We start from the raw sequence: 10898 nt of genomic DNA, 5'->3' as shown, positions 1-10898 counted from the left end.
CAGGTTGCTGATGTCGCTGGCGCGGCCATCGAGCGACTGGGCGGTGAAGAAGTTGGTGGGGTTGTCGAGCGCGGTGTTCACTTTCTTGCCGGTCGAGAGGCGGCTCTGCGTGGTGGCGAGCAGATCGGCGGTCGACTGCAGCGAAAGCAAATTCTGGCGGACGGAGGACGAGAGAACAATGCCGGACATACTGTTTGATCCTTCTGGATGTTACACTTTTACACGACGCCGCTTATTCTTCGGCGACGGGCCACACTGTTCCTCCGCGTGCTACCTGTTCGTTAATTCTCCACTCCGTACAAATACCCAGAAACGCGAATGATCGGCGCCAGGCAAAGTAATCTGCAGAACGATTATCGCCACGACGACGCGGCAGTAACCGTTGCAGCACAACGACTTCAACATCGGGACGATCATTCGGTCGCGGCGACCGGAAGATTACGGGGTATCTGGCCGCAAGTGCGGCGCGAATCATTCTCGCCAGTTCAGCACGGCCTCGCTGCCCCCTTCGCTGTCGGCCTCGTCAGGCGACCGAGCGAGCGCTGTTGCGCGGGGCAGATATATTTTGACGGACGTTCCGCGACCGGCTTCGCCGCGGACTTCGAGGTGCCCGCCGGATTGCCTGACGATATCCTCGACCACGCCGAGGTCGGCCAACACCGGCTCCGTATACCCGGCGATGCCATCGTGACCGGAGGCACTGACTGCGATCAGGACGAAATCTTCCGCCGATATATCGAGGTCGGCGCGCCCGGCCTCGAAGCCGAGATTGCCGCCACGCGGCATGGCATCCCGCGCCAGGATCGCGAGGTTGAGAATCGCCGCCATGAGCCGGGATGGATCGGCCAGAACCAGCTGCACGCCGAGAACCGGCTTCGAACTGATCGCGATTTGCTCTCCCAGCGTCGGCCGGAGCAGGCGCGCCGCGTCGGCCAGCAGTGCAGCGACATCGACCTCGCCGACCTGCGAGGGCTGGCCGCACGAGAAGGCAAGAAGGTTCGACGTCAGGCTGGCGCCACGGGTGGCGGCTTCACCGATCAGTGTTGTGATCGCCACGAGGTCCGGCCGGTCGGCAACGGCCTCGGCCAGGATGTCGATGGTGCCCGAGATGACGGTGAGGATATTGTTGAAGTCGTGGACGACGCCGCCAGTCAACTCACCGACGATCTCCATCCGGTGGACCCGGCCGGCTTGCGCTTCCGCGGCTTCAGCCGGCAGGTATCTCCGAGGCATGTCACTGGATCCCGGCGTCGCCCGCCCTCCGCAATCGGCAGGAGTTGCTATCTCAACTGAACCACGCTCGCGAAACGGGACTGCGCTTCCGCCATGCACTCGTTGATCACGGCCAGCAACGCCGCCGGCGTGAACGGCTTGCGCAGGCAGCGGGTTGCACCGAGTTCAAGCGCCATCCTCAGGAAATCGGGGGCCGGTGAGTCCAGATTGGCAAAGGCGTAACCGGACATCGCGATCAGCGGAACCGTCGGTGCGCGCTCGTGGAATATCCGGATCGACTCGAAGCCGCGCATATGCGGCATGAAGATGTCGACGATCATGAGGTCGAATGTCGTGCCTTCCAGCGCGCGCAATCCTGCTTCGCCGCCATCGGCGATGGTCACCTTAAAGCTGTGGCGCTCGAGATAAATCTCGATGGCCATGCAGACCATTGGATCGTCGTCGACAACGAGAACACGTGGCATGAGAGCCCCCTGAGGCTGGATTTGTATCTTCGATGCTTCGGCAATTTCGGAATCGTGATGCAATCGGGTCTCTCCCCATTATGATTTGGATCGAAATTGGGCAACGTCGCGAGACGAACGCCGTTTCGATCTCGACTTTTCTATGGAATCCACCAGGCATCACGCCTTGCCGCCGGTCGAAGCCTGACAGCCTCAATCTGCAAAAATGTCCTCCCTCGGTCCGTGTGAAGACTTGTCCGGCAGCGCGTTGGTGACGGCGGCCAGGGTAGCGACGTACTTTCGATGAGGCTCGGCCTCCGACAGGCATTCGTCGATCACGCTCAGCAACGTCGTCGGCCTGAAGGGTTTGCGCAGGCAGCGCGTCGCGCCAAGCCTGAGCGCCATCCGCAGGAAATCGGGACTGCCCCGCTCCAGGCCGGAGAAGGCGTAACCGGATATCGCGATCAGCGGCACCGTCGGCGCGTGATCGTGAAACACCCGTATCGATTCGAAGCCCCGCATATTGGGCATGAAGATGTCCACGATCATCAGGTCGAACGTCGAATTGTCGAGGGCGAGAAGACCGCTGGCGCCACCATCGGCGATCGCGACCTTGAAGCCATAGCGCTTCAGCCACGCGCGAATGGCGAGACAAATATGTGGGTCGTCATCCACAACGAGAATGCGTCGCATGCCGGGCTTTCTCCCGCCCCTCTACGCGTTCAACCAACTCCTGTACTGATCGCGCTGTGATTTTCGCCACCGCGAATCAGCGCGTGATTCTCATTTCCGCCTCAATGCAGCCGTCTGTCTGCCCTCTGCCGTGTATTGGAACTCAGCCGCAACTGTCCAGCTTGCGCGATCGAATCGCCGGACTCAACTTGCATGCATTGTCAGACGGCAACGGCGCGCGCTGGCAAACGATCGAATCAAAATGGTCGCCCAGCTTTGCTGCCTGTCCTGCATTCATCCAACCAGCTGTTGCAAGCTCTGCTCCCGGCGGACTTCGAGTTGCTGCGTGCGCATCTCCAGATCTGCGAGCTGGTAAGGGAAGCTGTCCTTGTTGAAGCCGGCGCGCCGCTGACGCATGTTTATCTGCCCCAGAGCGGCGTCATTTCCTCGAGGAACAGCTTCCCGGACGGACAGACGGTGGAAGTGGCGATGGTCGGCCCGGACGGCATTTTCGGCGCCGCATGCAATGCGTCGCATTGGGTCGCAGCGCGCCTGGCGCTGGCTGTTGCATGCGCGCGATCGGACCAGCACCGAAATACTGCCACTGACGCAGGAAGTCCTGGCGCAGATGATCGGTGTGCAGCGCAACGCGCGTGTCGACCGTCGCCCATGCGCTGCAGGAGGCCGGAATTCTTCGCGACAGCCGCGGTCACCTCGAGATCACCAACGCGGAAGCACTACGAGAGACGTCTTGCGAATGCTACCAGACAGTCAGGGCGCAGCACGACCGGTTGCTCAGGGCGCCCGATTGACGACCCCGCAACGAACCGGGGCTGCCGGGATCCACACGATAACGCTCATGTGAGTGGACCCGATGCCGAGAGGCACGGCTGGATACCGATTCTCCTCGCCAACCATGCGCCTGCAGCCTATGCTTTTTTAGCTGGAGACCTTGCATATGCGTCGGCGACCCTGAGACCGGTGCGCTCCCCCTCAAGGCAGGAGGCTCGTTTGGACTCGGCTACTCGTTCACCCAACGGCTTCTTGTCGGCCCTGGCCGCGGACGATTTCGAACTGGTCCGTCCGTATCTGCGCACCGTCGATCTGGCTCAGGAAACCGTGCTGGTCGAGGTCGACGAAACGCTCAAGCGCGCCTACCTTCCGCATAGGGGCGTGATCTCTCTCGTGGTGAAGCTTGCGAAGGGAGAAAGCGTTCAGATCGCGATGATCGGCCGCGACAGCATCTTCGGCACGTTTTCCGCGCTCGGCGATCCGACAGCCCTGAACAGCGCCGTCGTGCTGGTGCCCGGCATCGCCTCGATGCTTGACATCGATCGTGTGCGGAGCGCCGCCGAGCAAAGTGCGACGTTCCGGGCGATGCTGGTGCGGCATGGACTGGCGGTGTACGCGCAGATTCAGCAGACCGCGGGATGCAACGCCGCGCACACGGTGGAATCCCGGCTGGCGCGATGCCTGCTGCACACGCGCGACCTGTCGGGCAGCAACAACATCGTCCTGACGCAGGAATCGATGGCGCAGATGATCGGCGCGCGCCGCAACAGCGTATCGCTGGTGGCCAACACGCTGCAGCAGGCCAAATTCATCCACTATAGCCGAGGGCATATCGAGATCACCGACTTCGATGGCCTCAGCAAGACCTCCTGCGAGTGCTACGCAAGCGTGAAGGCCCAGTACGAGAGGCTGATTAATCCGCACTACGGGCGTGACGGCAGCTAGACGGCCTGCCGAATGGTCCGGCCTGATGCCGCGGACGTGGGCGCCGGGCCATTGCGTATGACGATCGTGGTAAATCGTGCAGCACCAACCACGCCGTATCCGTACATTTACGGGAATCGCGACAGGGAAGTCCGCCTGCCCTGGAATTTTAATTCGACCGGAATTAACGGGCTGTTCAATGACCGCTGGTAGTTGTCACAGTGCTGACGGGCGTGAATTCGAGAAAAGCATCGAATATTTTCTTTCGCATGCTGCGGATATCCCACTTGTGCCGGCAATTTGCGAACCCCGCGGAGTAACTACATGGCCTTTGATTTATCGATGCCGATCCTGGTGGTCGATGACTACAACACCATGATCCGGATCATCCGCAACCTTCTGAAGCAGCTTGGCTTCGAGAACGTGGATGACGCCAGCGACGGATCGGCCGCGCTCGCCAAGATGCAGGGCAAGAAATACGGCCTGGTGATTTCCGACTGGAACATGGAGCCGATGACGGGTTACGACCTGCTCAGGGAAGTTCGCGCCAGTCCGGAGCTTTCGCAAACGCCCTTCATCATGATCACCGCGGAGTCGAAGACGGAAAACGTCATCGCCGCGAAGAAAGCCGGCGTCAGCAACTACATCGTCAAGCCGTTCAATGCCGCCACGCTGAAGACCAAGATGGAAGCGGTGTTTCCGGGGTCGGCGGAGTAACATACCGCGCCCGATCCAACCGGCCTTTTTCCAGGCCGAACACCGGCCGCGATCACTCGCGGCCGACGCGATCGCCACCCGCGCACCGGCGACGAATTCGTTCTCTCCCCGCTACTTTGCCGACCTTGCTTCGCCCTGCGCGCAGACATCGCAAAGGGGCCTCTCCGTCGCCGCCCCCGGCGTAACGCGGCCGTACTACTACGGCGTAGGATTTTCACACACAGATAAGAATAAGCGGCGATATTGCGTGAGCAGAGGAGAGCTTCATGTTCACGTTTGAAACGACCGACCAGAAAGAAGTCCGGCGTTTTCGTATCGCGCAGTTCAACGGTAGAACCGCGACGATCCGAACCGGCGGGTCGACAATCACCGGTCACGTGCGCTCGGTGCTGGAGAGCAAGTCGAGCGTTCCGACACAGTGGACCATCACGATCGTCCCGACCGAACCCAAGATCAAGGCAGAGGTGTTGCGGCCGACGCCTCGCGTTCACGCCTTCGTGGAAGACTTTTATTGAGCGGCGGGACGCCCGGGGTTCGATGCCTGAGCCTTCGGTAACCGAGCAGCGTCGCCCCGAGGCCTTGCCGGCCAAGGTATTGCCGGCCTCACAACTTTATCGGAAAATCAGAAGCTGAAGCCGCCAAGGGCGTGATCGCGGCCGGGCGATGACGCACCGCCGGCGTGCCGCGCGATCCGGCGCTTACACACCACTCGAATGCAGCAACGCCGTGCGGACAAGGTCCGCCGTGTTTCGCGCGCCGAGCTTTCGCATCGCCTCGGCGCGATGGCTTTCGAAAGTCCTCGGGCTGATGCGCATTCGCAAGGCGCCCTCCTTGTTGGAGCAGCCCTCACTGATGAAGTTCAGAACCTCGCGCTCCCGCTTCGTCAACGGCTTCTGACCGGGTTCCGATGCGAACATGACGCCCGGCGTGCGTTCCCTGGTTCGGCTGGTACGGACTTCCCAGCCCGTCGCGCGGCCTGGCACCACGACGGCTTCCTCCTGCGTGCCGGCGATCTGCTTCATCATGGCGCAGACGCGCTCGGTTTGCTGAAGCGCGTTCTCCACCACTTGCTGCAGGTAAGCCCGATTGCCATCGGTTTGCGTGAGCTGGTGGCTGTGCTGCTTGATTTCGCCCATGTAGAGCAACAGCGCGGTCAACGGCCCGTTGAGCTGGCGGGCGATCGCAGCTCCCGCTTCATCCATCGCCTTTGTTCGCGCAGCGGTCAGCCGGACAATTTCAGGATCGTCGCCGCCGATCGGCGCACTGCCTTCCGTCCACTTCGAAAAGGGCGAATCAGTGATTCGGTTTTCCTGCTGCGACATGCAATTTGTTTAACAACCCTCTGCTGTTCGAGGGTTAATTTTGTACCTAGTAAGACTACGGTGAATTTACCGGAGCCCGGGGTCGTCGGCGGCGGCGATCCAGCGTCAAATCGCGCGTATTCCGCCGGAAACGCCCAACCCGCGTTAAAATCTCAGTAGTTATACTGAGAGAAAAGGCATCAAGGCACGGGCGCGAACCCCCGTAGTTACACGGGTATCTGCTTTGCATCTTAATCTGGCGCCAACTGTTTTCGTGGTTCCATGCCACGACGTTTACGCCTGCATGCGACAGTCCCGTCGTCGAGACAGAATTGATCACGCGCAAAAAACGGATCGCAATGGCACTGATCGACCAGATCCAGGAGTTCCTCCAACGGCTGACCCCGCTGACGCGCGGCAGCCTGTTGACCGAACTCGAGCGGCTGGAAGTTTGCGGCGCCGAGATTCCGGGCGCGGCGCCCGTCCTGGAGAAGTTGCGCGCCGAGTTCCGCGCCGATGGATCGAATGCCAGCCGCGTCAGCCATCCTTCGCGACTTTTTTTCGCTCCGCTGGAGCCGCTGCTGATCGACGCCGATCCGGACCATGCCAATTCGGGGCGAATATCGCGCGGCTCGCTGTCTCCCATTTGGGAATGGATCAGCCGGGATCTGCTGCCGACGATGGCGCGCGACTATGCCGGCGCGGTAAACAAGCTGATCGCCTCCGACAATCAAAAGGAAGTCCAGCGGGTTGTCGACACGTTCCAGACCAAGGTGGTCAAGTCCCTGGAGAATACGCTGGGCTCGCCGGATGCCACCCGTCAGGCCCAGGCCAAGCTCGCGACCTATACGACCGCGCGATCGGTTCCTCACGACCTGAACAAGATCCTTTGCGCGATGCGAGCACGCGTCGCGCTGGCAAAATTCAACGATGCCCTTCCGGTCAAGATCGCGGAGTTCAGCGACACACTCGTCGCCAAAGTCGAATCCCTGCTGAAACTGTTCGAAAAGAAGCACGCCGATGCGCTGCCCTTTGCGCTGGCACTGGTGGCACGGCGACTGAAGACGCCATGGCAGTTGATCCGCCTTGCCAGCAAGGCCGCGCCGAGCAAGAACGCCGCCGACATCGCCGCCACGCCCTATGCGATCACGGTCTCGATGGTACTGGATCGCCTGGACATCAGGCGGACGGCGCTGCGCGTCGCCCTGAAGAACAACCGGGTGCTGGTTGCGAAGGAAATCCTGACCGAGATCTACGACACCGAATACGCCCTGCGGGTCCGCATCGATCAGCTTGACGAATCCGAATGGGGACGGCGGCTGGAGAATCTCATCAGCGCGACTGCGACGCTCGTCGAGGCGGAAGTGAGCCGGTTTCCCGACAATGTCGGCCACGTGCTGGGATCGCGCAGCCTGCGCGGCCATCTATCCCTCTCCGGCCGCCTGACCTATCTGGCCTGGAAGGGGCGCGATGCGCTGGCCGGCGGAGCGGCCTTTTGCAGGAAACTCGTCAGCGCGGGCTGAGGAACCGGCGCCGGCCCGCGGTCGCGATGCCGGCTGAGCGCGTCACGCGATCGCCAGTGGACGGGCACGAAAAAGCCCGCCGGCTTGGCCGGCGGGCTTTGATTTCATGTCGCTGATGGCGCCAACTGATCCCTGTGATTCCGGTACATCCGCGGAAATCGGTGGGATCGATTTGCGTTACATGGCGCGGAGGTTTTCCGCGCTGGTCTTGCCGCGCATGCTGTCGACCTTCGCTTCGTACGAAAGCTTCTGGCCTTCGTTGAGCGAGCCCATGCCGGCGCGCTCGACGGCGCTGATGTGCACGAACACGTCGTTGCCGCCATCGTCAGGCTGAATGAAGCCGAAGCCCTTGGTCGCGTTGAACCACTTAACTGTTCCGGTAGACATTTGAGTTTCTCCAAGATGCGCGAATGCGCGAGTTGCCCGCACGACCTTCGCGCGGGCGTAAATCCGATTTCAGCGATGTCTTGGGGAGTGGAGCCGGTTCGGCGCGTTCAACAAGGCAGATCGATTGTTCGAATGGCAGGCGTTTACACGGCTCCGGCTGAAATAGCAAGCGAATCCCGCCAACATGACAAAACCCTAACGAAAGCAACGGCCGCGGACCAGTCGAGCCGCTGATCCGCGGTTCGGCCACGCCACACACGACCTTCCCGGTCCTGCGTGACGAAAGAGCGTTACCGCACCGGTTCCCGCGCGCAGTTCCTGCAGAATTTTCCTGCAAAATTTTACGCGCATTGCGCGCTTTGACGTTACGCGAATAATTTCAATTCCGCGCGCAGGATCACCATATTTGAAACCATGCGCGCCGCTAACAACCTTCCGCTTCAGGCGGGGGAATTTGGCGATGACGGACTCGATGCGCGGCGGCAATCTCGCGCAGACAAATACTGTTTTCGGACGCCGCAAGGTGGCGCCACGCGTGTGCGTCGCGGATGGCAAGAAGCATCTTCGGGCGTTCCTCACCGACATCCTTGAAGATTTCGGCTTCGTCACCAGCGAATGCGCGAAGGCCGACGATCTGGAAGAGATCCTCATGGCCCATCTTCCGGATATCGTCGTCATCGGCGTGTCGGTCGACGGAATCGAGGCCGGCAGAATTCTCGAGACCCTCGTGCGCCGCGAGTTCGGCGGCAAGGTGCTCGCCATCGGCGCGCGCGAGTCGATCATCGTCAGAGCCGTGCGGCAAGTCGGCGAGGAATACGGCCTCGCGATGCTGCCGCCGCTCACCACGCCATTTGCAGCCGGGGCATTGCGCGAACGCGTTGGCAAGCTTCTGCCCGAAGATCCGGTACCCCGCCCGGCGGTTCACGTCGCGGAGGCACTGCACGCCGGCTGGCTCGAATTATGGTATCAACCGAAGATCGATGCCCGCACACTGGTGCGCAGCGGCGCCGAAGCGCTGGTACGTATGCGGCATCCAACATGGGGCGTGGTCCCGCCGGCCTATTTTGTCCCGGAGGGCGACGATCCCTGTTTCCGGCGCCTGTCGGAATTCGTGATCGACCGTGCCATCGAGGATTGGCACTACCTGCTGCGAAAGCAAACCCCGACAGACGTCTCGATCAACCTGCCGGCCTCCTTTCTCAGGAATTACCAGGCGGTGCGCGAGCTCTGCCAGCGGATACCGGCGCATCCGGCATTCGGCGGCCTGCTCATCGAAGTCAAAAGCGCCGAGGTGATCGATAACCTGAACGTGCTGGTCGATGTCGCCAGGGAAATTCGGCTGCGCAACATCGCGGTTTCGATCGACGATGTTGGAGCCGAATGGCCGGCGCTGATGGGACTCGAAACGTTCCCCTTCGCCGAACTCAAGGTTGATCGACAATTCGTCACGGGCTGCGCCAACGACCGGTTGAAGCAGACGGTGTGCCGCAGCATCATCGAACTCGCCAGGGGCTATGGCGTGCGGGTCGTCGCCGAGGGAATCGAGACCCGGGCCGATTTCGTTGCCGCGAATGAAATGGGTTTCGACCTGGTCCAGGGCTACCTGTTCGGCAAGCCCACAGCGCTCAAGAAATTCGCCCGCTCCGCCCTGATCCAACCGGTGCTGGCGCCGAAGTGACACGGATCAGCGCCGCGATCGGCCGCGGTCGAACTCGGCCTTCGTCAGATCGACATCACTGACTGCCCAGATCAGCCGAGCCGGCTGATCGGATCAGCCGAGCCGGCTGATCTGTTCCTCGGTCACCACGCGCTCGACGTTCTCGGTCTTGCTCTTGATGCGATAGCGCGGGCGGCCGTCGGCCTCGATCGGCAGGCAGGTGACGATGGTATAGATGCTGCGCTGCTTCACCACGGCACGACCCTGCGGCCCCTGCAACTGGTGGTGGACATCGTCGTTGATTGCGTAATTGTGGGCCATCGCCTGATTTTTCCGGTGAGAACGGGCTTTTAGGCGCAATGGGTCAAAATTGCAACAAACTTCGTTGCTTGGCGCGACCGCCGAGATAGCATGGAACCGGCTGATTATCCTGATGATTCGGGTTAATGGCCGCGCGGAATAGCTGAATTGCGGCGTTAACCACGTAGCGTCTTCGCCGCCCCTGCCTCGCTCGATCGATTGCCGGATCGTCGAGCCGGCCAAGGGTTCCATTGCCTATGGCTGGCTTCCAGAACGGTGCAGGTGCACCTGCACCTCATTGGTTCGGCTGGTTCAACATTGAAAACTCGCCCGCTTCCTGGCCCGGGCGAGTTCCTTGCGTGTCATCCGATCAGTAGATCGCGCAGACATTGATCAGCCCGTACGACGTCAGCCTCCAGCAGCTGCCGTGACGGTAGCCGTAATGATGACCATGGCCATGGCCATGGGCGTGATGGCCGTGCCCATGTCCGTGGCCGTGTCCATGTCCATGTCCATGTCCATGTCCGTGGCCGCCGTGTCCGTGGCCACCAGCCATAGCCGCGCTGTTGATGGACAGCGAGGCCGTGCTCAGCGCGAGAACAGCAAACGCCGACACGATGAGCTTCCTGGTCCTTGTCATGGTCTTCTCCCGGTTTGCGCAGCGCGAGGATCGCCCTGCTGCGATCGAAAGCTAGATCCGCTCGATGTCGTGCGATGTGATCGCGATCACGCCAGCCGCCGGAGCGCAGCGGCATCACGGATTCGTTGCTGCTGCCAACAGCATGACCGCCGGGATGGATGCACTTGCGTATCGCGGCGCGCATATGCGGGATGATTCCCAGCATGGCATGGAACGAAGGGGAACTTGCCGCTGCGACGGCTATCGGCACCGCCTCTGGCATTTCCGATATCCGGCTAGTATGGTTTCACCTCACTTGCCGGTACACTT

The 10898-nt window shown here is 61.4% G+C and carries 12 protein-coding genes and 1 pseudogene; 5 read left to right on the top strand and 8 right to left on the bottom strand.

Annotation, left to right across the window (positions count from 1 at the left end; genetic code table 11):
• The 5 genes and pseudogenes from Q7U29_RS10395 to Q7U29_RS27700 all read right to left on the bottom strand — a co-directional run.
• Nucleotides 1–189, bottom strand: a pseudogene (locus Q7U29_RS10395) (flagellar protein); the annotation flags it as partial.
• 282 nt (nt 190–471) lie between these two features.
• Nucleotides 472–1173: a hypothetical protein gene (locus Q7U29_RS10390; RefSeq protein WP_304741057.1), complete on the bottom strand. Its 702-nt coding sequence runs from the start codon at nt 1171–1173 to the stop codon at nt 472–474.
• Between the two features lie 107 nt (nt 1174–1280).
• On the bottom strand, nt 1281–1697 hold the full coding sequence (locus tag Q7U29_RS10385) for a response regulator (protein ID WP_304741055.1): 417 nt from the start codon (nt 1695–1697) through the stop codon (nt 1281–1283).
• Nucleotides 1698–1889: 192 nt separating this feature from the next.
• Complete coding sequence (locus Q7U29_RS10380; RefSeq protein ID WP_304741053.1) at nt 1890–2369, bottom strand: response regulator; 480 nt, start codon at nt 2367–2369, stop codon at nt 1890–1892.
• A gap of 273 nt (nt 2370–2642) precedes the next feature.
• On the bottom strand, nt 2643–2885 hold the full coding sequence (locus Q7U29_RS27700) for a hypothetical protein (RefSeq protein ID WP_370691727.1): 243 nt from the start codon (nt 2883–2885) through the stop codon (nt 2643–2645).
• A 474-nt stretch (nt 2886–3359) separates the two neighbouring features.
• On the opposite strand from Q7U29_RS27700, the gene Q7U29_RS10370 reads away from it, so the two are divergent.
• From Q7U29_RS10370 to Q7U29_RS10360, 3 genes are all read left to right on the top strand, one after another.
• Nucleotides 3360–4085 (top strand): Crp/Fnr family transcriptional regulator, encoded by a 726-nt coding sequence (locus tag Q7U29_RS10370; RefSeq protein ID WP_304741059.1) that lies wholly within the window; start codon nt 3360–3362, stop codon nt 4083–4085.
• A gap of 303 nt (nt 4086–4388) precedes the next feature.
• A complete protein-coding gene (locus Q7U29_RS10365; protein ID WP_304741052.1) occupies nt 4389–4781 on the top strand; it encodes a response regulator in 393 nt (130 codons plus the stop codon).
• A gap of 266 nt (nt 4782–5047) precedes the next feature.
• Nucleotides 5048–5296, top strand: a complete 249-nt coding sequence (locus tag Q7U29_RS10360; RefSeq protein ID WP_304741050.1) for a hypothetical protein — start codon at nt 5048–5050, stop codon at nt 5294–5296.
• 183 nt (nt 5297–5479) lie between these two features.
• Here the strand turns inward: Q7U29_RS10360 and Q7U29_RS10355 are convergent, their stop codons facing one another.
• On the bottom strand, nt 5480–6103 hold the full coding sequence (locus Q7U29_RS10355; protein ID WP_304741048.1) for a LuxR C-terminal-related transcriptional regulator: 624 nt from the start codon (nt 6101–6103) through the stop codon (nt 5480–5482).
• Nucleotides 6104–6441: 338 nt separating this feature from the next.
• Between Q7U29_RS10355 and Q7U29_RS10350 the strand changes: the two genes are divergently transcribed.
• Nucleotides 6442–7605 carry a hypothetical protein gene (locus Q7U29_RS10350; protein WP_304741046.1) on the top strand — a complete coding sequence of 388 codons (1164 nt, stop codon included), beginning with the start codon at nt 6442–6444 and terminating at the stop codon, nt 7603–7605.
• 177 nt (nt 7606–7782) lie between these two features.
• Here Q7U29_RS10350 and Q7U29_RS10345 read toward each other — a convergent pair whose 3' ends face one another.
• Entirely contained in the window at nt 7783–7992 is a 210-nt protein-coding gene (locus Q7U29_RS10345) for a cold-shock protein (RefSeq protein WP_291869870.1), read from the bottom strand.
• A 460-nt stretch (nt 7993–8452) separates the two neighbouring features.
• Here Q7U29_RS10345 and Q7U29_RS10340 point away from each other — a divergent pair, with 460 nt between their 5' ends.
• Entirely contained in the window at nt 8453–9670 is a 1218-nt protein-coding gene (locus tag Q7U29_RS10340; RefSeq protein ID WP_304741045.1) for an EAL domain-containing protein, read from the top strand.
• Between the two features lie 93 nt (nt 9671–9763).
• On the opposite strand, the gene Q7U29_RS10335 is transcribed toward Q7U29_RS10340, so the two are convergent.
• A complete protein-coding gene (locus Q7U29_RS10335) occupies nt 9764–9970 on the bottom strand; it encodes a hypothetical protein (protein ID WP_304741044.1) in 207 nt (68 codons plus the stop codon).
• Nucleotides 9971–10898: the final 928 nt, after the last annotated feature.

It is taken from the genome of Bradyrhizobium sp., assembly GCF_030654605.1.
GTDB lineage: Bacteria > Pseudomonadota > Alphaproteobacteria > Rhizobiales > Xanthobacteraceae > Bradyrhizobium.
Note: the sequence above shows the minus strand (reverse complement) of the source record. Positions and strands in the feature narration are given on the sequence as shown.

Bases quoted from the DNA above. Each gene is read 5' to 3' on its own strand.
- Q7U29_RS10390 (WP_304741057.1), bottom strand. From the start codon at position 1,173: ATGGAGATCGTCGGTGAGTTGACTGGCGGCGTCGTCCACGACTTCAAC.
- Q7U29_RS10385 (WP_304741055.1), bottom strand. From the start codon at position 1,697: ATGCCACGTGTTCTCGTTGTCGACGACGATCCAATGGTCTGCATGGCC.
- Q7U29_RS10380 (WP_304741053.1), bottom strand. From the start codon at position 2,369: ATGCGACGCATTCTCGTTGTGGATGACGACCCACATATTTGTCTCGCC.
- Q7U29_RS27700 (WP_370691727.1), bottom strand. From the start codon at position 2,885: ATGCGACGCATTGCATGCGGCGCCGAAAATGCCGTCCGGGCCGACCAT.
- Q7U29_RS10365 (WP_304741052.1), top strand. From the start codon at position 4,389: ATGGCCTTTGATTTATCGATGCCGATCCTGGTGGTCGATGACTACAAC.
- Q7U29_RS10360 (WP_304741050.1), top strand. From the start codon at position 5,048: ATGTTCACGTTTGAAACGACCGACCAGAAAGAAGTCCGGCGTTTTCGT.
- Q7U29_RS10355 (WP_304741048.1), bottom strand. From the start codon at position 6,103: ATGTCGCAGCAGGAAAACCGAATCACTGATTCGCCCTTTTCGAAGTGG.
- Q7U29_RS10350 (WP_304741046.1), top strand. From the start codon at position 6,442: ATGGCACTGATCGACCAGATCCAGGAGTTCCTCCAACGGCTGACCCCG.
- Q7U29_RS10345 (WP_291869870.1), bottom strand. From the start codon at position 7,992: ATGTCTACCGGAACAGTTAAGTGGTTCAACGCGACCAAGGGCTTCGGC.
- Q7U29_RS10340 (WP_304741045.1), top strand. From the start codon at position 8,453: ATGACGGACTCGATGCGCGGCGGCAATCTCGCGCAGACAAATACTGTT.
- Q7U29_RS10335 (WP_304741044.1), bottom strand. From the start codon at position 9,970: ATGGCCCACAATTACGCAATCAACGACGATGTCCACCACCAGTTGCAG.